This window comes from Streptomyces sp. NPDC040589, assembly GCF_055594445.1.
On sequence record NZ_JBVIWP010000007.1, the window covers coordinates 31,880 to 55,572 of the forward strand.

A 23,693-nucleotide genomic window follows, 5' to 3' on the forward strand; every position below is an offset into this window, starting at 1 on the left:
GACCGATGTCTTTCCGCACCACCGTCGACTATGTCGAGGACGTCTCCCCGGGCAGCGGGGCGCTCGCGCCCCGCGCCTGGTACGCGGCCTCGGACGCCGCTTCCCTGTCGCTGAACGGCAGCTGGCGCTTCCGGCTGTCGGCCACCGTCGACGCCGAGGACGACTCGTTCGCCGAGGAGGGCTACGACGCCCGGGGCTGGGCCGAGGTCACGGTCCCCGGGCACTGGGTCCTCCAGGGCGACGGGGCGTTCGGGTCCCCGATCTACACCAACCACCTCTACCCCTTCCCGGTGGACCCGCCGCACGTCCCGACCGAGAACCCGACCGGTGACCATCTGCGCGTCTTCGACCTGCCGTCGGACTGGCCGTCGGACGGCGGGGCGGTGCTGCGGTTCGACGGCGTCGAGTCCTGCGCCCGCCTCTGGCTGAACGGCACGGAGCTCGGCGAGTTCAAGGGCTCCCGGCTGCCGCACGAGTTCGCGGTCGGGCACCTGCTGAAGCCGGGCGGCAACGTCCTCGCCGTGCGCGTGCACCAGTGGTCGGCGGGCTCGTACCTGGAGGACCAGGACCAGTGGTGGCTGCCGGGCATCTTCCGTGACGTGACGCTGCTGCACCGCCCGGCGGGCAGTGTGGGCGACTTCTTCGCGCACGCGTCGTACGACCACACCACCGGCGAGGGCACCCTGCGGGTCGACTCCGACGTCGAGGGGCGGGTGACCGTCCCGGCGCTGGACATCGATGTCGCGACGGGCGAGTCGGTGACGGTCGCCGTCGAGCCGTGGACCGCCGAGACGCCGAAGCTGTACGACGGTGTGCTGGCCACCGAGGGCGAGCGGGTGCCGCTGCGGATCGGCTTCCGTACGGTCGTCCTGGAGGACGGCCTGATCAAGGTCAACGGCAAGGCCGTCCTCTTCAAGGGCGTCAACCGGCACGAGTGGCACCCGGAGAAGGGCCGTGCCCTCGACCTGGAGACCATGCGCGAGGACGTGCTGCTGATGAAGCGGCACAACCTCAACGCCGTGCGCACCTCGCACTACCCGCCGCACCCGGCCTTCCTGGACCTGTGCGACGAGTACGGCCTGTGGGTCATCGACGAGTGCGACCTGGAGACCCACGGCTTCACCGAGCAGGACTGGCGGGACAACCCGGTCGACGACGACCGCTGGACCCCGGCCCTGCTGGACCGCGCGGAGCGGATGGTCGAGCGGGACAAGAACCACCCGTCGGTGGTGTTCTGGTCGCTGGGCAACGAGGCCGGCACCGGCCGCGGGCTCACCGCGATGGCCGAGTGGATCCACGACCGCGACCCCGAGCGCCTCGTGCACTACGAGGGCGACTGGAACTGCCGCGACACGGACGTGTACTCAAGGATGTACGCCTTCCACGACGAGGTCGACAAGATCGGGCGCCGGCTCGACGGCGGTACCGGAAAGCGCCGCGAGCTCCCCTTCATCCAGTGCGAGTACGGGCACGCGATGGGCAACGGTCCCGGCGGGCTCGCCGACTACCAGGAGCTGTTCGAGAAGCACGAGCGGCTCCAGGGCGGGTTCATCTGGGAGTGGATCGACCACGGCGTCAAGCACGCCGAGCTGGGCTACGCCTACGGCGGTGACTTCGGCGAGGAGCTGCACGACGGCAACTTCGTCTGCGACGGGCTGGTCTTCCCGGACCGGACGCCGTCGCCGGGCCTGATCGAGTACAAGAAGGTCATCGAGCCGGTCCACATCGAGGGCGACGGCGCGAACGGCATCGTGCGGATCACCAACAAGCAGGACTTCGCGGACCTGTCCGCGCTGGCCTTCGCGTGGTCGTGCCAGGTCGACGGCGAGACGGTCGAGTCGGGTTCGCTGGCGGTGCCGGTGCTCGTGCCGGGCGAGAGCGCCGAGGTGAAGCTGCCGGAGCCGCCCATGGACGGCCGGGGCGGCGAACGCCAGTGGACGGTGCGGGCACTGCTCGCGGACGACACGGTCTGGGCTCCCAAGGACCATGTCGTGGCCTGGGGGCAGTTCGCCGCGGGGGCACGGCCGCTGCCGTCCTTCCCCGCGAGTGACCGGCCCGTGGCCGACACGGACCGGATCGCCCTCGGCCCCGCCGAGTTCGACCCCCGCACCGGCGCCCTGCGCTCGATCGGCGGGGTGACGGTCGGCGCGGCACCGCGGCTGGACGTGTGGCGGGCGCCGACCGACAACGACGACGGCGCGGAATGGCAGACCGACACCCGCTACGGGATGCTGTGGCGCACGCTCGGCCTGCACCGTATGCGGCACCGCCTGGTCTCCGTCGAGGCCGGCGACGACGCGCTGACGGTCCGCACCCGGGTGGCGCCCGCCGCCCGCGAGGTCGGTCTGGACACGGTGTACCGCTGGACGTCCGACGGCGAGCGGCTGCGGCTGACCGTGTCCGTGACCCCCCAGGGCGACTGGACGGTGCCGCTGCCCCGGCTCGGTGTCCGCTTCGGACTGCCGGAGGCCGACCGGGTGGAGTGGTTCGGCGGCGGCCCGGGCGAGGCGTACCCGGACACCAGGACGGCGTCGATGGTGGGCCGCTGGCAGTCGACGGTGGACGGGCTGCAGACCCCGTACGTCCGTCCGCAGGAGAACGGCGCCCGCGCCGATGTCCGCTGGGTGGAGCTCGGCGGGCTGCGGATCGAGGGCGACCCGGAGTTCTGGTTCACCGCGCGGCGCTGGACGACCGAGCAGCTCGAAGCGGCCCGGCACCGCACCGACCTCACGGCCGGCGACACGGTGTGGGTCAACCTCGACCACGGGCAGCACGGCATCGGCTCGCAGTCGTGCGGCCCGGGCCCGCTGCCGCGGTACTTCCTGAAGGCGGAGCCGACGGAGTTCTCGTTCGTGTTCTCGACCACCGGGTGACTCGACCGCCGGGCGAGAAGAACACCAGGTAAGAAATCGTTTAATCGATTGACCAATTGATCGACATTACGACAGTGTCGGGACGTCATCCGCGGCCGGTCGGCCCTCGAAGCCGACCGGCCGCACCTGTGTTCACCGCAAGGAAGTGGGTGGGTCGATTGAGTGTCTCCATCGAGGTCCGCGGACTGTCCCGGACCTTTCACACCACCGTCCGCCGCCCCGGTTTCCTGGGCGCCGTCCGCTCACTCGTCAACCCCGAGCGGGTGGCCAAGCACGCCGTCGCCGACATCACCTTCGACGTGGCCCCGGGCGAACTCCTCGCCCTGCTCGGCCCGAACGGCGCCGGCAAGTCCACCACCATCAAGATGCTGACCGGCATCCTCACGCCCACCTCCGGCGAGGCCCGGGTCGCGGGCGTCGTGCCGTACCAGGAGCGGGAGCGCAACGCCCGGAACGTCGGCGCGGTGTTCGGTCAGCGCACCCAGCTGTGGTGGGACCTGCCGGTGCGCGAGTCGTTCGCGATCCTGCGGGACATCTACGAGGTGCCGAAGGCCGAGCACGCCGCCCGGCTGAAGGAGTTCGACGAGATCCTGGACCTGTCGGCCTTCTGGGACACCCGGGTCCGCCACCTCTCCCTCGGCCAGCGGGTGCGCAGCGACCTGGCCGCCGCGCTGCTGCACGATCCGCCGGTGGTCTTCCTCGACGAGCCGACCATCGGCATGGACGTGGTGGTCAAGGAGCAGGTGCGGGAGTTCCTGCGCCACCAGGTGGAGCAGCGCGGCCGTACGGTCCTGCTCACCACGCACGACATGACGGAGGTCGAGCGGCTCGCCGAGCGGGTGGTGCTGGTCAACCACGGCCGGCTGATGATGGACGGCACCCTCGACGAGATCCGCCGGAAGTTCGGCTCCACCTGGCAGGTGCGGGCCACTCTCGCCGACCCGCACGCCGAGGTCGTGCCGCCGCCCGGGATCACGCTCCTGCGGCAGACCGGCGCTCAGGTCGTCTTCGGCCCCGACGGGGCGGACGCGCCCACCGTCCACCAGGCGCTCAAGGCGGTGATCGAACGGTACGAGGTGACCGACATCGCCTTGGACGAGGCGGACCTGGAAGACGTGATGCGGGCCGCGTACGTGCACGCCGGGGAGGTCTGACATGGCCGTGCTGCACGCCTGGCGCGCCGCCCGCGTGACCCCGCTGGGCGAGCTGAACGCACCGCCCAGGATGACGGCCGTCGCCCTGCGTCTGGCCGTGCAGGTGGTGCTGGTCTGGTCGCTGTGGCGCGGCCTGTACGCGCACTCCGGCACGACCGCCGGCCTGAGCCGCGACCAGGCCGTCACCTACGCCGTGCTGGCCGTACTGGCCTCCCGGCTGCGGGAGCTGGACCAGTACACGGGCCGGGACACGGTCCTCCAGCACATGCACTTCGGCACCATCGTCTACTGGTATCTGCGCCCGCTGCCGCCGCAGCGCTACTACGCCCTGCGGGCCGCCGGCGAGCAGCTGTACGGGCTCGCGTGGGCGCTGACCGGGTACCTGGTCTGTCTGACCACCGGGCTCGTCGAGCCGCCCGGCTCCGCAGCCGTGGCCGGGGTGTTCGTGCTCAGCATGCTGCTGGGCCAGTGGGTCCTGTACTACGTCATGCTCACGCTCGACCAGTTGTGCTTCTGGACGATCCGCAACAACGCGGCGATGCTCATCCTGCTGTTCGCGCAGAACCTGCTGTCCGGGGTGTACGCGCCGCTGTGGTTCTTCCCGGACTGGTTCGTGACGATGAGCGCCTTCCTGCCCTTCCAGGCCACGCTGAGCGTGCCGCTGTCGCTGTACGTGGGCCGGATCCCCTTGTCCGACGCGGCCTTCCAGCTCTCCGTACAGGCGGCCTGGGTGGTGGCGCTGGCGTTGTTCACCCGGCTGCTGTGGCGGCGGGCCGCCCGGCGCGTGATCTCGCAGGGAGGCTGAGATGTCGTTGAAGGCTCTGCGGATCGTGTGGCGCGTGACGGCGCTCAACTTCCGCGCGCAGATGGAGTACCGCACCGAGTTTCTGCTGATGATCGCGATCGGGGCGATCTGGCAGGTGTCGGTGATCGTGTTCGCCACGGTGCTGCTGACCCGGTTCGCCGGGATGGGCGGCTGGGACAGCTCGGACGTACTGCTGATCCCGGCGACGCGCATGCTGGCGCACGGTCTGTTCGTGCTGCTCCTGGGACGGGTGCACTTCGCCGGCCGGCAGATCCAGGAGGGCCGCATCGACATCTACCTGATGCGCCCCATGCCGGTACACCGGCAGATCCAGCTGGCCTACTTCCCCACCAACGCCATCGGGGACCTCACGGTCGCGGCGGGGCTGATGGTGGGCGCGCTGTCCCGCAGCGACCTGGACTGGACGGCGGGCCGGATCGGTTATCTGATCGCGGCCGTGCTGGGCGGCATGCTGCTGGAGGCGGCCCTGTTCACGGTCGTCGCCAGCGCGGCGCTGCGTTTCCCGGCGGCCGACTACTGGGGCCGCTGGCTGGAGGAACTCCTCGGCACGTTCGGCAGCTACCCGCTGAACGTGCTGCCCAAGGCGGTGGGCGGCTTCCTGACCTATGGCCTCCCGCTCGCGTTCGTCGCCTTCTTCCCGGCGGCGGTACTGACCGGCCACGGGCATACGACCGGTGTGCCCTACTGGCTGGCGGCGGTCTCACCGCTGCTCGGGCTGCTGGCGTATCTGGGGGCGCGGCTGCTGTGGCGGTGGAGTCTGCGGCACTACAGCGGGGTCAACGGCTGACGGTCCGGCCCGCCCCGCGGACCGGGGTGAACAGGGCGCACACGGCGAGCAGGACGCAGGTCGCTCCGGCGGCCAGGGCGACCGGCGTCGTGCCCTGTTCCTCCGCGGCCCAGGTCAGCACGGCGGCACCGATCGGTGCCGCCGCGTAGTGCAGGGTCCAGAACGCGGAGGTGACCCGGCCCAGGAGGTGTTCCGGAGTCACCTCCTGGCGGAGCGACATCGAGCAGGTGCCTCCCATGGCGGCGCAGGCCAGGAACGCGGCGCACAGGGCCGCGACCACGGGCACGTCACGGGCCCAGCCGAGACCGGCGAAGGCGAGTCCGCACACCGCGACCGAGCCGGTCCACGTCGGCCCGAACCCGAGGCGGCGGCGGATCCTGGCCACGAGCAGGGCACCGACGATGGTGCCGAGCGCGCCGGCCGCCATGACGGTGCCGACCGTGCCGTCGTCCTGGCCGAGGTCGTGCTTGAGGTGGTAGATGACCAGGTCGTGGATGCCGAGGGTGAGGAAGCTGAAGACGAACAGCAGCACGGTGAGCGAGCGCAGCACGGGGTGGCCGTAGAGGAAGGCGATGCCGGTGCGCAGGTCCTGCCACAGTCCGGTGCGCTTGCCCGGCTGGTCGTCCGGGGCGCGCCTGCGGAACCGCACGAAGAACAGGAGGGTCGCCGACACCCCGAAGCTGGCCGCGTTCACGCCGACGGCCGCGGCCGGCCCGGACCAGGCGGCGACCAGCCCCGCGCACAGCGGCCCCAGCACCCCCGCTGCGGCGGCCGTGGCATTCAACCGGCCGTTGGCCTCGGTGAGTTGATCGGTGCCGACCAGGCCGCGCACGACGGTGACGTAGCCGACCGCGAACAGCATGCCGACGGCCTCGCACAGCGGCAGCACCGCGTACAGCAGCCAGATCCGCGGGCCGAACAGCCAGACCAGGGGGATCACCCCGTACAGCCCCATGCGCACGAGGTCGCAGGTGATGAGCAGCCGGCGCCGGTCCACCCGGTCCACCACCGCCCCGGCGAACACGGCCGCCACGACGGACGCCGCCCCGCCCACCGCGGTCAGCAGCCCCATCCGCGCGACCGAACCCGTGGCCTCCAGGACCAGCAGCGGCAGGGCGATCAGGGCGAAAGAGTCGCCGAGGACGGAGAGGGTCTGCGCGGTCCAGAAGATCCCGAAGTCCCGCTGCCGCCACAGCGGGCGGGTGTCGCGTAAGCCGTCGTCGCCGGCGGCCGAGGGCGTGCCGCTGCCGGGCTCGTCCTCGCGCCGTGCCGCCTCGTGCGCCATGCGCCCTCCCCCGTCGCCGATGCACGGCAATCTTATGGCCGGCCGCGGCGATCGGAGGGTGTCGCACCCGCGTCCCCAGCCGTGCCGCACTCCGCGAGAGGCCACCGCCGCCGCGCCTTCCGTCCGCTCACGCCGGTAGCGGAAAACCGCTACCGGCGGGCGATGCCGGCGGGCTATCGTCCGCCCCGTGAGCTGATCTCTCCCGCGGTGTCGCGGACACCGCAGACGCGCAACGAACTCGTTTTGTCGTGCCCGTTCCACAGGGAGAGATCATCATGCACATCGTCCTGGGCACCACCCCCGACGACACACTCTCGGCCTTCGCCGCACGGGCGGCCGAGGATCCCGGAGTCGTAGGTCTGGTCCTCAGCGGCTCCCGGGTCCACGAGGGCATGCCGACGGTCCACTCCGACTACGACCTGCACGTGATCCTCCGGGACCGGCAGGCCTCAGAACTCGCCGGGCTGGACTGGTTCCGCTCGGCCCACCTCGACCTCGTGGTCATCCCGCTGGCGGAGTTCCGCACCCGCGGCATGCCCGGCCGCCCCGACCACTTCGCGCGCTACTCCTACGTCCACGCGGAGGTACTGCTCGACCGGCTCGACGGGGCCATCGCCCGGATCCTCGACGAGAAGCGGAGCCTGGGCCCCGAAGAGGCCCGGGCCACGGTCGACGGCTGGCTCGACGCCTACGTCAACCAGACCTACCGCTCCCTGAAGAGCTACCGCGACGGCCACCCGGCCATGGGCCATCTGGACGCCGCCGAGTCCGTGCCGTACGCCCTTGAGGTGCTCTTCGCGCTGCACCGCCGCGTCCGGCCCTACAACAAGTACCTGCGGTGGGAGCTGGAGCGGAGCCCCCTGGGCGACCGGCGGTGGGGCGTGGACCGGCTGCTGCCCGTCGTGGAACGGCTGCTCGCCGACGGCGACCCGGACACGCAGCGCGCGCTCTTCACCGAGGTCGAGGAGGCGGCGCGGAAGGCCGGGCACGGCGAGGTCCTCGACTCCTGGGGCACGGACCTGGAGCTGCTGCGCGTCTCCTGACGCCGGGACGTCTCCCACTGTTTTCCCGACTTCTCTTGCGTACCACGGGTGTTGCCCCCGAACCTGAGCACCGTTCACCTTTCATCTCTCCTCCGCTCCCTCCCCTCCCCTCCCCGACCGGAGACACCCCCCATGAAGAGACTGATCGGCACGCTCATGGCCGCCGCCCTGGCCGTCACGGGCCTGGCCACCACCGCCGCGGCACCCGCCGTCGCCGCGGACTCCGGCTCCTTCAACGTCCTCACCTACAACGTCGCGGGCCTCCCCGAGGGCCTGAGTTCCGGCAATCCGGAGAAGAACACCCCGCTGATCTCCCCCCGCCTCGGGGCGTACGACATCGTCAATGTGCAGGAGGACTTCAACTACCACGCGGCCCTGTACGCGGGCGACGACCACGCCCACCGCACCGCGACCAGCGGCGGGGTCCCCTTCGGCGACGGCCTCAACACCCTCTCGGACCATCCCTTCGAGGACTTCCAGCGGGTGAAGTGGAACAACTGCACCGGCACCAACTGCCTCACCCCCAAGGGCTTCTCGCTGGCCCGGGTACGGCTCGCCGAGGGTGTCTTCCTGGACCTCTACAACGTGCACACGAACGCCGACGCCACCGACGACGCGCTCGCCGCCCGCCGGGCCAACGTCGAGCAGCTCTCCGACTTCATCCAGGCGAACTCCGGGGGCAACGCGGTGATCGTCATGGGCGACACGAACACGCGGTACACGCGCTCCGGCGACAACATCCGCACGCTCCTGAGCGAGAACGGCCTGACCGACGCGTGGGTCCAGCGGGTGAAGGGCGGGACACCCCCGGCCCAGGGCAGTGACGCGCTCGTCTGCCCCACGACAGCGCCCACGAACGACTGCGAGGTCGTGGACAAGGTCCTCTACCGCGGCAGCAGGCTGCTCAGCCTGAACGCGACCCGCTACAGCAACGAGTGGGCGTCCTTCCTCGACCCGGCCGGCGCCAACCTCTCCGACCACTTCCCGCACACGGTCGACTTCTCCTACACGCTCGACTCCTCCCTGCGCGCGAGCGACTTCTTCGGCGGCCCGCACGGCACGGCGTTCAACGACGCTGACGACCTGCCGGCGAACCCGGCCCCTCGCACGCTGACCCTGCGCGGCGGCGCCCGCCTGGACGCGGTGTCCCTGGCCCACGACGGTGGTACGACCGTGGCCCATGGCGGTACGGGCGGTACGGCGACGTCCCTGACGCTGACGGCCGGTGAGCACCTGACCTCCGTGAAGCTCACGCAGGGCCAGAAGGACGGCCGGACGCGCCTGTTCTCGGCGGCGTTCACGACCGACAAGGGGCGCACCCTGTCCGCCGGTGCCGCCACGTCCGACGCCAAGACCTTCACGGCCCCCGCCGGCCGGCAGATCGTGGGCTTCACGGGCCGGGCGGGAGACGAGGTCGACAAGCTGGGAGTGGTGTACGCGCCGATCCGCTGAGGTCAGCGAGTCATCGTCGCGGCGGGCGCAGGTCCGTCAGGTCGGCCGGCAGCAGCTCCGGGTGGTACGTGGCCAGGGCCGCGCCGCCGAGCCACCAGCCGCGGTGGACCAGGGCCCGGCACAGGCCCGGGTCGAGGCGGTCGAAGACGGTCGGGACCAGGGCCAGGTGCCGGCCGTCGAAGGCGGGGTGTTCGGCGAAGGCCGCGTGCCAGCGGCGCAGGGCGTCCGGGCCGTCGGCGGGGAAGTCGGTGGAGAGCTGGACGAGAACGCCCCGGCGGGCACCGCGCGGCAGTTCGCCGTCCGGGCCCGCCGCTCTGGCCTGCTCGAAGCGGTCGACGACGGCCCGGGTCCGCAGCGTGGTGCTCTGCCGGTACAGCAGTGAGTTCGCCCGGGCCAGATCGCGGACGACGGGGACGCGCCCGTACACACCGGGGCGCAGCAGTCCTCCGGCGTTGAGGGCGCACAGGAAGGTGTGGCGGTAGCGGTCCCCGTCGATGGCCTCCAGGCCGGTGTTGTCGTACGTACCGCCGTCGAGCAGCGAGGGCGAATGAGTGGCGCACGGGAAGGGGCGTCGGTCGAGGACGACGGGCGGGAAGGCGCCGGGCACCGCCGCGGAGGCGGACACGGCCCGGCTCAGCCGCAGCCGCGAGCCGGCCGTGGGAACGAGCCCGATGGTGTAGTCGCCGTACACATCGCGTTCGAAGGTGAAGCGGGCACCGGTGGTCAGGTTGGCCGCGTTGACGATCCAGCGCACCTGCGGGTCCAGCGACTCCAGTTCGGTCTTCTCGAAGAACCACTCGTCCAGAGTCCTGGCCAGGAGGTCCGTGCGGGTCGTGGGGCCGGGGGTCCGCCACAGGCCCCGCAGGAGGGCACGTTTGAGGGAGCGGGAGGACACACGGTCGACGACGGGTGCGATGACGAGTTCGTCCACGGCGTGCGCGGTGAAACCCTCCCGCCGCAGCGCGGGCCAGGCCGTGGCCAGGCAGCCGTTGGCGATCGAACCGCCGGACACGGAGGAGGAGTACCGCAGCCGGGACAGCAGCCCGGTGTCGGCCAGCAGCCGGACGAAGCCCAGTGCGGAGAGGGTGGCGCGGAATCCGCCGCCGGACATCGCGAGCGCGACCGGGTGCGCGGTGGCGGGCGGTTCGGCCGGGCGGAGGGTGTCACCGCACGGGCGGGCCACGAGGCCGGTGCCGACGGCGGGCGAGTCGACGATCCATCCCGGGCCGGCGGCCGTCACGGTCTCAGCCGGGGGCGCGGGAGGGGCGGGGGCGTGCCGGGAGGAGGTCATGGCCGGTCTCCGATCGTGACGACGAGCGCTTGCTCGGCGGGCTCCCGGACGTCCACGTCGAAGGCGCGGCCCTCGCCCAGTCGCGTCAGTTCCTCCTCGGCGAACGGGATGTGGTTGGTCAGGTGGATGACGTACTCGTCGTCCGGTGCCCGGGACTCGACGAGCCAGCGCAGGGTGTCCTCGTTCGGATGGTGGTGGCGGATGCCGTCGGCGGAGACGACGTAGTGGTCGGCCCGCACCTGCTCGAAGAAGCCCGCTTCCACGTTGCGGTCGCTGCCGTGGTGCGGCAGTTTCAGCAGGTCGACGTGGAGCGGTTCCGCGTCGTCGAGCAGGCCCAGCTCGCGCAGCCCGGCCAGGACGTGGTCGCCGCGGGCGTCGCCGGTGAGCAGCGCGGTGCGGCCGTCGTGGCGCAGCAGCAGGACGATGCTGGAGAGGTTCTGCACCGACGAGTCGGAGTACGCCGCCGTGATGACGTCGGGGTCGCCGCGCTGTTTCGCCTTGCGCCAGCGTTCCTCCAGTTCCTCCAGCGCCGCTTCGTCGGGCGCGACGACCGTGACGTCCAGGTCGCCGAGGGTGGCCTCGGCGCCCTCGGTGAGCGGCCCGCCGAACGGGGCGTTGCCGTCCAGGTGCAGCGCGCCGGCCGCGTTGCGGATGTCGCGGCCCTGCTGGTAACTGGCGGCGACCGCCGCGTCGGTGGCGGCACGTTCGAGCAGCGGCCGGACGGAGGCGCTCAGCCCGGGGGCGCGCTTGTCGACGAGGTCCTCCACGGAGTTGAACCACAGGGCGTCCACCGCGTACGGCAGGGCCTCCCCGTCCTGCTGGGCCTGCCGCATGTCGCGGAAGAGCCGTACGAGCCCGCCGGCGTGGTCGTCGTCGACGTGGGACAGGCAGACGACGTCGAGGTGCGGCGGGGCGTCGCCGCCGGGTGTTCCGAGCTGCTGGAGCCGGCCGCGGAGCGTGGCCCGGTAGACGCCGCCGGGACCGCCGTCGACGAGCATGACCCGCTCGTCGGGTGCGCCCCAGCGGACGAGGAAGCAGTCGCCGTGCCGGGCGTCGAGGAAATCGAAGGTATACATGTCAACCTGCCTGGCTGGTGGTTCGGCCCGTCAGACGGACTGCACGGCACGCAGGACGTCGACGAGCCCATGGCCCTGGAAGTGGCGTTCGCGAGCGAGGTCGGTCGCGGTGGCGCAGAGGATCTCCTTCACGCGTTCCGGGCGGCCGAGCAGCTCCCGGTGGCGGGCGAGCAGCATGGCGGCGGCTCCGCTGACATGGGCGGCCGCCTGGCTGGTCCCGTGCATGGCGGCGATGCCCTCGCCGGGGATGGGGCCGTCGATGTCCTCCCCCGGCGCCACCAGGTCGGGCTTGAGCCGCCCGTCGCCGGTGGGGCCCCGGCTGGAGAAGTAGCTGACGCCGTGGCGGTGCGGATTGCTGCGGTGGGTGGAGCCGACCGTGATGACGGACTCCGCGTTGCCGGGGTCGGAGATGCTGATGTCCCGGTAGTCGGCGCCCACGGTGTGCGCGGTGCCGCCGGTGAACCCCGCGTTGCCGGCCGCGGTGACGACCACGACACCCGACCGGGTCAGGCGGTCGCACTCGACGCACACGGGTGTCCATCCGGTGGAGTGGCTGGCGACGTCGTGCGGGACGGACAGGCTGAGGTTGACCCCGGCGACGATGAACCGCCCGGCCTGCTCGTTGATGTGACGGATCGCCTGGAGCGCGGTGACGATGGAGAACTCGTCGCCCCCGCCCTCGTCGTCGAGGACCCGGAAGTCGTAGAGCCGGATGCGCGGGCAGATGCCCCGGAAGTCCAGCTCAGGCCACCAGCCGCCGATGATGCCGGCGATGTGGGTGCCGTGCTGGTCGCCGGGCGGTGGCCGGGCGGGCTGTCCCGGGGCCGGGGTGGTCTCGACGGACGGCAGGGCCGCGGCCCAGTTGACGAGGCCGCCCACGAGGACGTCGGCGGAGAGCTTTTCCCGTACGCCGGTGAAGTCGAAGGAGCGGGCGATGCGCGTCTCCAGCGGCTGCGGCGTAGGGCCGGTGGTGTCCCAGTCGTGGAAGGCGGGGTGCCGCGCGTCGATGCCGCTGTCGACCACCGCCCATCCGATGGTGGCGGTGTCGACCGAGAAGACCTGCTCCGCCGCGTCGGCCTTGATCGTCCGGCGGGACCGTACGACCGCGCGGGTCGCCGGCCGGTTCGTCGTCACGGAGACGACCGGGTACTTCTGTCTGCGGTCGGCCACGCGCCCGACGGCTGTGTGCGGCCCGCGTACCGGGCCGGTGTCCACGACGACGTCGTTCAGCATGTCGACGAGTACGCCGGTCACCTCCTGTTCCCGTGTCGCGCTGCGGGCCAGGTCCGGCCACGCGTTCTCCACGACGGTGCGCAGCAGCCGCAGGAGCCAGGCGAGTTGACGGCCGCGCTCCTGCCGGCGCTCCATGCTGTCGTGGATCTCGCTGGTGGCCGGGGTCCTGACGTGTCCGGCGAGGGCCGCTTCGATGCCGTCCGCGCCGCCGGTCCCGGCGAGTTCGTGGGCGACCCGCACCGCGCCGGCGAGACTGGTCAGGGGCAGCAGGTCGCTGACGAGTTCCTTCAGGGTCAGCTGGGCCGCCACGAAGCTGCCGGCGGCGATCGGACGGCACTTCTCCATCAGGCCGCGGCTCTGGAAGCGTTCCAGTACCCGCTCGACGCCGTACTCCTCACGGATCGCGAGGATCAGGTCCTGCCGCCCCTGCGAGGACGACCGCGGCGGCTGGGCGAACGCCAGCCACACATCGAAGTGGACGGGGCAGTAGGTGGCCCAGAGGACAGGTACGGGTCCCTCCCCATAGAACACCGCTGCGAGATCGGCTCGGTCCATGTGGATTCCCGGTGCGCTGTGCGTACGGCCCTGCGCGTGGCGGTGCGGGACGGCGATGGCGGCCGAGGGCCTGTTCTCATTTTCCGCCCTGGTCATGGGCACTGCAACCGCTGGCCCTCAGGCTACGATCACCGTGCGCCTGTGGGACCTTCACACCGACGCGGCAGCACCGTCGTGGCCCTCTTCGAGAGGTAACCTCCGGAACCCCCATGCCCAGAGCCGGCCTCACCCCCGACCGCCTCGTCGCGGCCGCAGCCGACCTCGCCGACGAGGCCGGCTTCGAGCGTGTCACCCTGTCCGCGCTGGCGCGGCGCTTCGGCGTGAAGGACGCCAGCCTGTACACCCACGTCCGGAACCTCAAGGACCTGCGCACCCGCATGGCCCTCCTCGCGGGCGGCGAGATGATCAACCGGATCGCGGCGGCGGTCGAAGGGCGGGAAGCCGGCCGGGACACGCTCGCCGCCTTCGCCGGTGCCTACCGGGCCTACGCCCTCGAGCATCCCGGCCGGTACGCGGCGACGCAGTTCCCCGTCGACCAGGACCTCCTCGCCGACTCCCCCGCGATGCGCCGCACGGCCGACATCACCTACGGCATGCTCCGCGCCTACGGCCTGGAGGAACCCGACCTCACCGACGCCGTGCGCCTGCTGCGCAGCACCTTCCACGGCTACTGCGCCCTGGAGTCCAACGGTGCCTTCGGCGCGCCCCGTGACGTACAGGCGTCCTGGGACCGGGCCATCTACGCCCTGCACGCGCTGCTTCTGAACTGGCCCCGCGAGGAGAGGATCCCCGATGCGTGACACAGCCGACTCCATAGCCGAGATCTACTCGCTCGGCACCGGGCCCTGGACGATGACGCCCGTCACCCGGGGCGCCCTGGGCCAGATCTGGAGGCTCTCCGGGAACGGCTCCTCGTGGGCCGTGAAGGAGCTCCTCTTCGGCTGCGACGAGGCCCAAGTTCGACGCGAGGCCGCCTTAAGGGACTCCGCGGAACGCCTCGGCATCGCCTCGCCCCGGCTCCACGCCGGCCGGCACGGCGCGCACGTCTCCCGCCTCGACTCCCCGAGCGGCAGCTCCTGGGTGAAGCTGTACGACTGGGTCGACGGCAACCCGGCGGACGCCTGCGACCCGGACGTCCTGGACTGGTTCGGCCGGACCATGGCGCTGCTGCACCAAGCCGGGGAGGGCGCCGTCGAGTCGCCGCACGACTGGTACGAGCGGTGTCCTGACGACGCCGAGTGGGAGGACGTGCTCAAGAAGGTGCGGGACGCCGGCCTGCCCTGGGCGGGCGAGCTCGGCGGCTTCATCGCCACCTCCGCTCCCCCGCTGGCCCACTGGGTCACCCCGTCCAAAGCACGCGGCCTCGTCACCTCGCACCTCGACCTCCAGCCCCAGAACGTCCTGGTCGGCCCGGACGGTCCGGTGCTCCTCGACTGGGACAACGCGGGGCCGGTCTCGGCGGAACGGGAGTTCGCGCGTGCCGTCCACGTCTGGTCGGGCGGCAACGAGGTGGACATCGAATCCGCGCGGCGGCTGGCCCGGGCGTACCGCGGTGCCGGGGGCCCGGCCGTCATCACCGGCCCGGAGTCGTTCTCGATGCTCTTCGCCACGGCCCTCAACTACGTCCATGTGCAGGCCGAGACGGCCGTCGATCCCGCTGTGACCGATGCGCAACGCGAGTTCGCGGGCGGGCAGGCCGTCGCCTTCCTGCGCGGTGTGCCGGACCTGGCCGCCGTCGCCCTGCTGGTCGCCGCGCTCGACACCTAACGGGTCGGGGGCAGGGCCACATCGTCGTACGACGGTGTCGCCCCCTTCGGCGGCCGCCCCGCCCGGATGTCCGCCACCGCCTCCAGCGCCGCGCCCAGCGCCCTCCGGTACAGCAGCGAGCCGAGGCTGATCCGGCGGACGCCGACGTCGGCGAGGTGGGCGACGGTCGGGCCGCCGGGCGAGTAGAGGACGTTGAGGGGGACGTCCACGTGGTGCACCAGGGCGGCGATCCGGCGTAGGTCGGTGAGGCCGGGGACGAACACGCCGTCCGCGCCCGCCTGTCGGTAGGTGTCGAGGCGGGTGAGTGTGTCCGTGGTGTCGCCGTCGCCGAGCCAGTGGGTGTCCGTGCGGGCGTTGACGAAGAGGGCGGGCGCCGCCTTCTTGACCGCGGCGATCTTCGCCGCGTGCCGGGCGACGGGCCCGAGGCCGTCCTCCAGGTTGATGCCGACCGCTCCCACGGCGTACAGCTCGCGCGCGAACTCCGCCACCTCGTCCGGGTCGTCGCTGAAGCCGCCCTCCGCGTCGACCGACAACTGGAACGGTTCGGATCCCAGGGCGAAGGCCAGCCGGAGCGTCTCCTCACGGGTCGCCGCCACACCGTCGGGCAGTCCGGCGACCGCGGCGACGCCCAGGCTCGTCGTCGCGATGGCCCGGAAGCCCTGCCCGGCGAGGGCCCGGGCCGAGGCGTGGTCCCAGGCGTTGGGCAGCAGGAGGGGCTCGTCTTCGTGGTGGAGGTCGGCGAAGGCAGTCATGGCGCCACGCTAGGACCGGCTCACTTCGGCGCACACCGAAGCACGGCGTCCGGGTGCCGTGGCAACCTTCCCCGCCCCCACGGCAACCACAGGCCATGACATCAGCACAACCGGGAACACAGCCCCACCGCACCACACGCCACCGCCGCGTCCGAGCGGCCCGCAAGCCCGCGATCGGCGCGCTCGCGGCGGCCGGTCTGCTGGCCGGGGCGTGGTACGCGACCGCCGGTGCGGCGACAACCCCCGCCCTCGCGGTCACCAGCACGGCCGTCGGCCTGCCGGCCGCTTTCCCCTATCTGTCGGCGGGTTACAACAACACCCGCGAGTGGACCCGCACGGCGACGGCGGCCGCGCCCGACGGCACGCTCCGCGTGGCCTGGCCCGCGGCGGACGGCATCCACGTCACCCCGCTGACCACCGCCGGAAAGCGGGCCGGCGCGGACAGCGTCGTCAAGGGCGCCAAGGAGGTCGGCGGCCTGGTCGCGCACAACGACGGCTTCGCGCTGCTCACCCGCGTCTCCGACAGCAACAAGTGGAAGGAGACGGCTGCGGCGCTGGTCCGCTACCGGAACGGCAAGCAGACCTTCCGTACGAAGCTCACCGGCACCGCGTCCAAGGACACGGCCCCGCTGCTGGACGGGCAGCTCACCTGGAACGGCGGCAAGTACGGCGCGTACTTCGTCGTGCACGGCGCGGGCGGCGCGGCCGACGGGCACTTCGGCGACAAGCTGGCGTACGTCAGCGCCAAGGGCGCCGCGCTGAGCGGCGGCTGGAGCTGGGGGTGCAGCCACAACGAGGGCATCGCGCTGCACGCCGAGAAGACCGGCGCCTTCACCTCCCTCTGCTTCGACGACTGGCGCTCGGGCCTGTTCGTGTCCACCGGCATCGGCGCCCCGGACAACGCGCCGGTCGTACAGCGCGAGCAGTGCTGGGCGGGCTACTGCGGCGGCACCTTCCCGAGCCGTACCGGCGACCTCGTCAGGTCGGCCACCGGCCGCTACGCCACCGCCTTCGCCTCCCGGGGCGCCGCCTCCGCCGAGAAGAACCCGGACGACGCGAGCGGCCGCGGCTGGACGGTCAGCCCGAAGACGGGCACGCACCAGGTGGCGGTGGCGTTCCTGAAGGACCGCAACTCCGGCCCCGGCAAGGCGATCCGCCTGTCCGAGACGAAGGGCGTGGAACACGTCAACGTCCACCTCGCCCCGTACGGCAAGGACCGGCTGCTGCTGTCCTGGGAGTCGGTCAAGAACGCGACGTGCAAGGAGGGCACCTGCACCGGCACCTTCGCGGGCACGCGTCTGCGCCTCATCGACTGGAACGGCAAGTTCCAGAGCGCGGCCAAGGTCGTCCAGGACAGGATCACGGGCGATATCGCGGTGTCCGCGGACGGCACACTGACCTGGGCGTACGCCCCGGCCACGCCCTCCTACGCGAAGCCGCTCACCGGTGCGTCCCCGACGTCCACGACCCTGAAGGTCGCCCGTCTCAAGCCGTGACGTCCACGCCCGACTCCGTCAGCCGGACCCGTGTCACGCCGCCGTCGCTCCAGCGGACCTCCAGTCCTGCGTCGTCGTCCGCGCGGACGGAGACCAACTCCTCCAGCGGGACCGGGTCCGGCTCGGCCGTCAGCCGGGCCAGGGCGACGAACAGGGTGGCGGTCTCGCCCACGACGCCCGTCAGGGATTCCGTGAGTCCGATCGCCGGTACGAGTTCGGCCCGCAGGCCCTCCCCCGTCGGCCAGCCGGTCACCCGGACCGGCGTCCCGGGCTCCGCCCCCGTCACCAGATGCGCCCGTACCTCCGCGGCCCCGCGCGCCAGCACGGCACTCGTCACCCGCGCTCCCCCGCCCGCCGTGTGCCGTGAGGCCGCCCAGCCCTCGCCGACGCCCAGCGGTTCGATGCCGGTGCGGCTCGGGTCGTCGCCGACGATCACGCTGTTGTCGCACAGGGCGGTCGATGCGGGCGACGCGGACGGGGCCGTCACCGTCGAGTACGCCAGACGCGTGTAGTACGGGTCGTAGCGGACGTCCTCGCTGCCGTGGTTGTGGAGGCGCACCACGCCGTCCGAACGGGTCGACTGGAGCAGCCAGTTGGGAGGGCCGACGGGGGTGACGGCGTCCGCGCGCTCGGCCGGGCCGGGTTCCTCCGCCGCCGTCCACACCTCGTGGTCCGCCGGGAGCAGCAGGCCGAGGAAGCCCTTGCTCGCCCAGTAGGGGGAGGCCGGGCCCGAGTAGCCCTGGAGGACGGACGTGTCGGGGCCGTGCCAGCCCAGGGACAACAGGCCCCTGTCGTCCACCGCGCCCCGGTCGAGGAAGTACCGCAGCGCTCCCGAGGCCAGGCGCCGGGTCTCCCCCGGCTGCAGGGGCGTACGGCCGGTCAGCGCGCCCAGCCACAGGGGGGCCGTCGTCGCGAAGCGGTACGTCAGGGAACGCCCCTGGTGCATCGGTGCGCCGTCGCCGCCGAACAGCCGGGCGTAGTCGGTCAGGTGCCGCGAGAGGCGGTCGCCGTAGAGGTCCAGCAGGCGCTCGTCCCCGTCCAGCCAGGCGTGCAGCACCGGGTAGAGGTGCATCGCCCAGCCGTTGTAGTAGTCGAACTTGCGGCCGTCGCCGTCGGTGTACCAGCCGTCGCCCAGGTACCACCGCTCGATGCGTTCCAGGCCGCGGTCGATCGCCGCGCGGGACGCGTCCGGCTCGTGGCCGATCTCGGCCAGGAAGCCGCCCACCGTGACCGGGAACAGCTCCCAGTTGCAGGGCCACGCCTCGGCGGTGAGCGCGTCGCCGAGCCAGGCGGCCGTCCGCTGCCGTACGCCGTCGTCCAGCCGGTCCCACAGCAGGTCCCGGGTCAGGCGCAGGGCGAGCGCGATCGACGCCGCCTCCACCAGGGGCTGGCTGCGGTCCTCGATGCGGGGCCAGACGCCCGAGACACCGGCGGCGAGGCCGGTGGCGTAGCGCTCCAGGGCCTTCTCGTCGCGGCGGAAGGCGGCCAGGAGCAGGGTGCGGGCGTAGCCCTCCAGGCCGTCGGAGAGGCGGCCCGACCAGCTGGTCCGGTCGCCGGGCAGGTGGTACAGCGCACGGTCCTCGGTCGCGTACGGCTGGACGGCGGTGAGCAGGGCGTCGGCCGCCGCCTCCCAGTGGGCGCGGGTGTAGCCGGTGAACGCGGACGTCGTGCCGTCGGCCGGAGGCAGGTGCATCGGTTCTCTTTCGTGCGCGGGTTCGTGCTCAGACGCTGGGATCGGCCGGAACGGGTCGGACCTGGAGCGCCCCGGTTCCGGTCGGGGCGCCCCAGGGGCTCTATCCCACCCGCACTGTGCCCTTCGGCACCAGATGCCGGGTGACGAGTTCGTCGCGGACCAGGCCCGCGTAGGCCGTGGCACCGCGCACGGAGGTGTGCGTGTTGTCCCGCGCCTCGTTGTAGAGGTACAGCGCCTTCGAGCCCTCCACGCCCAGGGACTCCACGAGCGCCTTCGTCTTCGCGGTGAGGTCGATCAGCGGGACGTTCCGCGCGGCGGCGACGGAGCGGGTGACCGCCGGGTGGTCGACGCCGAGGCCGTTGACCAGGAGCGCGGTTCCGTTGTTCAGCGTGCCGTCCGGGTTGAACCAGCGTCGCACGATGGGAGTGACAAGGACCGGCTGTCCGCCCCGCGCCCGGACGCCTTCCACCAGGGTCTCCAGGTTGGCCCGGTAGGTGGCCTCGTCCGTGGTCTTGTCGTTGTGGGCGAGCTGGACCAGGACCAGATCGCCGGGGCGGATCAGGGGCCGCACGGTGGCCCACAGTCGCGGGTTCCCCAGATACGAGACCGTACTCTCGCCGGAATCGGCGTAGTTGGCGACGGACACGCCCTCGCGGAGGTACTGGGGCAGTTGCTGGCCCCAGCCGGAGTACGGGTCGCCGGACTGGTCGCAGACGGTGGAGTCGCCGACGAGGAAGATCTGGCGGGTGTGCCGGGCGGGGGTGACCCTGATGTCGGCGAGGGCGGGCGCGGAACCGCCGATCCGCAGGTCGAGGCCGGGGGTTCCCTCGGGGCCGGTGGGCTCGCCCTCGGGGGTGCGGACGTTCACGGTGAAGCTGCGGGTGACGCGCTTGCCCGCCGGGGCGGTCGTCTCGGGGAGCAGGGTGCGGCGGGTCTCGCCGCCGACGCTGGTGGCGGACGCGGACTCTCCCCCGAGTACGACCCGCACGTCGTACGTGCCCGGGGGGACATCGAAGTGACAGGTGTGTGCGGCGCACTGTGCGAGGCCGGTGTGGGCCTGCGCCGGTACGGACGGCAACGCGCTGCCCAGGGCCATCGCCGCCACGACGGCGATGCTGAAACGTCTCACTCGCGGCTCCTCCCAGCGGACGACAAGACCTGGAGGTGGACCGTACCGCTCTTGACAAGCGCTTTCTAGACCCCGAGCAGCATTCACGAGATGGACAACTTCACATGACCGAAAGCCCTTTCGCGAAATCGATTCAACTGTCACCCTCACTCCCACCCGAACTCCCCCCACCTCCCGAGGAGGCCCCCATGTCCGGATCCGCGAACAGACCGGTCGGCCGCCGCACCTTCGTCCTCGCCGCCACCGCGGCCGGGACGGCCCTCACCGTCGGCGCGGCACACGCCGCCGCCTTCGGCTACAGCGACGACGGCTCGAACTACGTCGTCGACACCGGCGCCCAGCTGGTCTTCAAGGTCAGCAAGTCCACCGGCGACCTGACCTCGCTGGTCTACCGGGGCACGGAGTACCAGGGCTACGGCGGCATGAACTCGCACATCGAGTCCGGCCTCGGCGCCTCCACCGTCGGCATCAAGCAGTCCGGCTCGACGATCCTGGTCTCCGTCACGCACGGCACGCTGAAGCACTACTACGCGGCCCGCAGCGGCGAGAACAACGTCTACCTGTGGACCGACAAGGCCGACACGTCCGTCTCCGCGACCCGGTACATCGTGCGTGTGAGGAAGGGCGCGTTCCTCAACGACGAGCCCGACTCGTACACCTACGCGCCGACCGCCATCGAGGCCTCGGACGTCTTCCGGAAGTCCGACGGGCAGACCCGCTCGAAGCACTACTCCAAGCGGCGCGTCATGGACTACGACTACGTGGGCTGGTCCGCCGGCGGGGTCGGCCTGTGGGTCGTGCGCAGCAACCACGAGAAGGCCTCCGGCGGCCCCTTCTACCGCTCCCTGCTGCGCCACCAGAGCGCCGACGGCGGCGGCCTCTACGAGATCCTGTACTACGGCCAGAACCAGACCGAGGCCCAGCGCTTCGGCCTCCAGGGCCCGTACGTCATCGCCTTCACGGACGGCGGGGCTCCCTCCTCGGCGCTGTTCCCAGGCACGCTGACCACGCCGTGGGCCGACTCGCTCGGCATCTCCGGGTACGTGCCGGCGAGCGGCCGGGGCAAGGTGGCGGGCGTCGGGATATCGGGCCGGAACTCGGCGTACCCGTACACGGTCGGACTGGCCAACTCGGCCGCGCAGTACTGGGGTTCGGCGCGCGCCTCGGACGGTTACTTCTCCGTCCCGGGCGTGCTGCCGGGGACGTACACGCTGACCGTCTTCAAGGGTGAGCTGGCGGTGTACACGACGTCGGTGAGCGTGTCGGCGGGCGGGACGACCACCCTGAACACGATCGCCCTGCCGTCCTCCAACGACCCCGCCAACGCGAGCGTGATCTGGCGGATCGGGGACTGGAACGGCACGCCGGGCGGGTTCAAGAACGCGGACCTGATGACGTACGCGCATCCGTCGGACGCACGGGCCGCGTCCTGGACCGGGAACGTGGTGATCGGCGGCGGCGGTGAGACGGCGGCCTTCCCCTGCTACCTCTGGAAGGACGTCAACAGCGGGCTGCTCGTGTACTTCAGGCTGACCGCCGCGCAGGCCGCCGCCGCGCACACCCTGCGCATCGGCGTGACGACGGCGTACGCGAACGGCCGGCCCCAGATCACCGTCAACGACAATTGGACCTCGGCCGTCCCCTCGCCGCCCACCCAGCCGAACACCCGGTCGCTGACCAACGGTTCGTACCGCGGCAACAACCACACGTTCACGTACAGCGTCCCGGCGTCCGCCTGGAAGACGGACACGAGTCAGTACAACGTGCTCAGGATCGACGTGGTGAGCGGGTCGGGGGCGGCCGGCTTCCTCAGCGCCGGGACGGCGATCGACGCGATCGATCTGCTGGCCTAGACAGTCTGGGGCTTGTCATGTCCCGCGCGTCCACTGCTGGTTGGTCGCTCCGTTGCACGTGTACGTGATGACCGCGGCGGAGTTGGCGGTGGACGCGCCGTTCACGTCCAGGCACTCGCCGGTGGCCCGCGACTTGACGTTCACGTACGAGCCGGTGGTGGTCAGGGACCACTGCTGGCTCGTCGCGGAAGCGTCGCAGTTCTCCTGCGTGACGGTGCTCGCGTTCTCCCGCACGCACAAGGAGCTGTTGCGGACCACCAGCTGGTAGAAGCCGCCGCCGACGGACTTGAACCAGTACTTCTGGTTGGTGCCGCCGTTGCAGTCGTACTGCTTGAGCTGGGCACCGGCCCACAGCGACTGGCTGGTCACGTCCGCGCACTTGGCGGAGTGGCGGGCGATGAGGGTGTTGTAGGTGGCGCTGGTGCCGGTGACGGTCCCGGCGGCCGTGTCGATGGTGACCTCCGGCGACCAGGACATGGACATCGTGGTCGAGTTGGAGAAGGCCAGGGGCAGCCACACGTACCGCGAGTCGTTGACGGTCCCGCCGAAGGAGTTGCCCCAGCGGTCGCCGAGGTAGAGGTACGAGGTCCCCGAACCGCCCTGCACGGGCACGACGAACGCCGTCTGCGAGCCGTAGGTCGTCGAGTCGCCGATGTTCTTCATGGCCGACCAGGGTCCGCCGATGCTCGTGGCCGTGGCGTACTGCTGCTGGTTGGGGTTCCAGCCCGTGGCGCCCGAGGTCAGCATGAAGTACACGCCGTTCCGCTTGAACAGGGCCGGAGCCTCGCGGTGGCCGCCGGGCCAGGGGTTGGCGACCAGGCTCGCGACGCCGGTGTAGTCGGCCGTGAGGCGGTAGATCTGGAGGTCGTAGTTCTCGCGGGCGGCGGAGATCATGTAGCCGGCGCCGTCGGTGTCGACGAAGACCGTGATGTCACGGGACATGTGCTGGCCGAGCGGCCGGAAGCTGCCCTTCCAGGTGTAGTTCCCGTCGACGGTGTCGGAGACGGCGACGGCGGCGCGGGCCTCGCTGTAGTCGGTGCCGTTCTCCTTGTGCATCCACATCACGAACTTGCCGGTGGACGCGTTGTACATGACCTTGGGCCGCTCGATGTTGGCGGTCGCGAGCTCCGGGTCGCTCGCCTCGGTCAGGACGTGGTTGCGGAACTCCCAGTTCTTCAGATCGGTCGAGCGGTAGGCGTCGACGTACCGGAAGGTGTTGTCGGCGTTGCGGTGCTCGCCGAACCAGTAGTAGTACGAGCCGACCTTGAGGACTCCGCCGCCGTGCGCGTGGACGGGGTTGCCGGAGACGTCCTTGAACTGGGTGCCGTTGGTGATCGTCTGCGGCGCGGCCTGGGCGGGGCCGGCGGTGGCGAGGGCGCCCGCCAGGGCCAGGCACAGGGCGAGCAGGGTGGCGTAGGCACGTCTCAT

General features: G+C 71.7%; 18 protein-coding genes. 10 read left to right on the forward strand and 8 right to left on the reverse strand.

Annotated elements, in window-relative coordinates; genetic code table 11:
* Positions 1-5: 5 nt before the first annotated feature.
* From ACZ58V_RS28310 to ACZ58V_RS28325, 4 genes are all read left to right on the forward strand, one after another.
* Positions 6-2,873, forward strand: a complete 2,868-nt coding sequence (locus ACZ58V_RS28310; protein ID WP_471293350.1) for a glycoside hydrolase family 2 TIM barrel-domain containing protein — start codon at positions 6-8, stop codon at positions 2,871-2,873.
* 158 nt (positions 2,874-3,031) lie between these two features.
* Complete coding sequence (locus ACZ58V_RS28315; RefSeq protein ID WP_468199212.1) at positions 3,032-4,027, forward strand: ABC transporter ATP-binding protein; 996 nt, start codon at positions 3,032-3,034, stop codon at positions 4,025-4,027.
* Between the two features lies 1 nt (position 4,028).
* A complete protein-coding gene (locus ACZ58V_RS28320; RefSeq protein ID WP_468199093.1) occupies positions 4,029-4,832 on the forward strand; it encodes an ABC-2 family transporter protein in 804 nt (267 codons plus the stop codon).
* Position 4,833: 1 nt separating this feature from the next.
* Positions 4,834-5,640 (forward strand): ABC transporter permease, encoded by an 807-nt coding sequence (locus tag ACZ58V_RS28325; protein ID WP_471293353.1) that lies wholly within the window; start codon positions 4,834-4,836, stop codon positions 5,638-5,640.
* On the opposite strand, the gene ACZ58V_RS28330 is transcribed toward ACZ58V_RS28325, so the two are convergent.
* The gene (locus ACZ58V_RS28330) at positions 5,630-6,925 is read right to left on the reverse strand and encodes an MFS transporter (protein WP_471293356.1); all 1,296 of its coding nucleotides are present in this window, start codon (positions 6,923-6,925) and stop codon (positions 5,630-5,632) included. The two genes, ACZ58V_RS28325 and ACZ58V_RS28330, sit on opposite strands and share 11 nt — an antisense overlap.
* 275 nt (positions 6,926-7,200) lie before the next feature.
* Here ACZ58V_RS28330 and ACZ58V_RS28335 point away from each other — a divergent pair, with 275 nt between their 5' ends.
* Both ACZ58V_RS28335 and ACZ58V_RS28340 read left to right on the forward strand, forming a co-directional pair.
* The gene (locus ACZ58V_RS28335) at positions 7,201-7,968 is read left to right on the forward strand and encodes a hypothetical protein (RefSeq protein ID WP_471293359.1); all 768 of its coding nucleotides are present in this window, start codon (positions 7,201-7,203) and stop codon (positions 7,966-7,968) included.
* Between the two features lie 132 nt (positions 7,969-8,100).
* Complete coding sequence (locus ACZ58V_RS28340) at positions 8,101-9,420, forward strand: jacalin-like lectin (RefSeq protein ID WP_471293362.1); 1,320 nt, start codon at positions 8,101-8,103, stop codon at positions 9,418-9,420.
* A 10-nt stretch (positions 9,421-9,430) separates the two neighbouring features.
* Here the strand turns inward: ACZ58V_RS28340 and ACZ58V_RS28345 are convergent, their stop codons facing one another.
* The 3 genes from ACZ58V_RS28345 to ACZ58V_RS28355 are packed head-to-tail and all read right to left on the reverse strand — an operon-like array spanning position 9,431 to position 13,575.
* On the reverse strand, positions 9,431-10,711 hold the full coding sequence (locus ACZ58V_RS28345; RefSeq protein WP_471293364.1) for a patatin-like phospholipase family protein: 1,281 nt from the start codon (positions 10,709-10,711) through the stop codon (positions 9,431-9,433).
* The gene (locus tag ACZ58V_RS28350) at positions 10,708-11,787 is read right to left on the reverse strand and encodes a ComEC/Rec2 family competence protein (protein ID WP_471293367.1); all 1,080 of its coding nucleotides are present in this window, start codon (positions 11,785-11,787) and stop codon (positions 10,708-10,710) included. Before ACZ58V_RS28350 ends, ACZ58V_RS28345 begins: the two co-directional genes overlap by 4 nt.
* Positions 11,788-11,817: 30 nt before the next feature.
* A complete protein-coding gene (locus ACZ58V_RS28355; RefSeq protein WP_468199107.1) occupies positions 11,818-13,575 on the reverse strand; it encodes a S8 family serine peptidase in 1,758 nt (585 codons plus the stop codon).
* 209 nt (positions 13,576-13,784) lie between these two features.
* On the opposite strand from ACZ58V_RS28355, the gene ACZ58V_RS28360 reads away from it, so the two are divergent.
* Both ACZ58V_RS28360 and ACZ58V_RS28365 read left to right on the forward strand, forming a co-directional pair.
* Positions 13,785-14,375 carry a TetR/AcrR family transcriptional regulator gene (locus ACZ58V_RS28360; protein WP_468199109.1) on the forward strand — a complete coding sequence of 197 codons (591 nt, stop codon included), beginning with the start codon at positions 13,785-13,787 and terminating at the stop codon, positions 14,373-14,375.
* Positions 14,368-15,342: an aminoglycoside phosphotransferase/kinase family protein gene (locus ACZ58V_RS28365; RefSeq protein WP_471293370.1), complete on the forward strand. Its 975-nt coding sequence runs from the start codon at positions 14,368-14,370 to the stop codon at positions 15,340-15,342. The genes ACZ58V_RS28360 and ACZ58V_RS28365 overlap by 8 nt, the downstream gene beginning before the upstream one ends.
* On the opposite strand, the gene ACZ58V_RS28370 is transcribed toward ACZ58V_RS28365, so the two are convergent.
* Positions 15,339-16,094 (reverse strand): isocitrate lyase/PEP mutase family protein, encoded by a 756-nt coding sequence (locus ACZ58V_RS28370; protein WP_468199113.1) that lies wholly within the window; start codon positions 16,092-16,094, stop codon positions 15,339-15,341. The genes ACZ58V_RS28365 and ACZ58V_RS28370 overlap by 4 nt on opposite strands.
* Before the next feature lie 95 nt (positions 16,095-16,189).
* On the opposite strand from ACZ58V_RS28370, the gene ACZ58V_RS28375 reads away from it, so the two are divergent.
* Positions 16,190-17,590, forward strand: coding sequence for a hypothetical protein (locus ACZ58V_RS28375; protein WP_471293373.1), 1,401 nt, complete (start codon positions 16,190-16,192; stop codon positions 17,588-17,590).
* Here the strand turns inward: ACZ58V_RS28375 and ACZ58V_RS28380 are convergent.
* Both ACZ58V_RS28380 and ACZ58V_RS28385 read right to left on the reverse strand, forming a co-directional pair.
* Complete coding sequence (locus tag ACZ58V_RS28380) at positions 17,580-19,283, reverse strand: DUF2264 domain-containing protein (protein WP_471293375.1); 1,704 nt, start codon at positions 19,281-19,283, stop codon at positions 17,580-17,582. The two genes, ACZ58V_RS28375 and ACZ58V_RS28380, sit on opposite strands and share 11 nt — an antisense overlap.
* Before the next feature lie 100 nt (positions 19,284-19,383).
* Positions 19,384-20,412, reverse strand: coding sequence for a rhamnogalacturonan acetylesterase (locus ACZ58V_RS28385; protein ID WP_468199118.1), 1,029 nt, complete (start codon positions 20,410-20,412; stop codon positions 19,384-19,386).
* A 188-nt stretch (positions 20,413-20,600) separates the two neighbouring features.
* On the opposite strand from ACZ58V_RS28385, the gene ACZ58V_RS28390 reads away from it, so the two are divergent.
* A complete protein-coding gene (locus ACZ58V_RS28390) occupies positions 20,601-22,265 on the forward strand; it encodes a rhamnogalacturonan lyase B N-terminal domain-containing protein (protein ID WP_471293378.1) in 1,665 nt (554 codons plus the stop codon).
* Between the two features lie 15 nt (positions 22,266-22,280).
* On the opposite strand, the gene ACZ58V_RS28395 is transcribed toward ACZ58V_RS28390, so the two are convergent.
* Positions 22,281-23,693: an RICIN domain-containing protein gene (locus tag ACZ58V_RS28395; RefSeq protein ID WP_471293380.1), complete on the reverse strand. Its 1,413-nt coding sequence runs from the start codon at positions 23,691-23,693 to the stop codon at positions 22,281-22,283.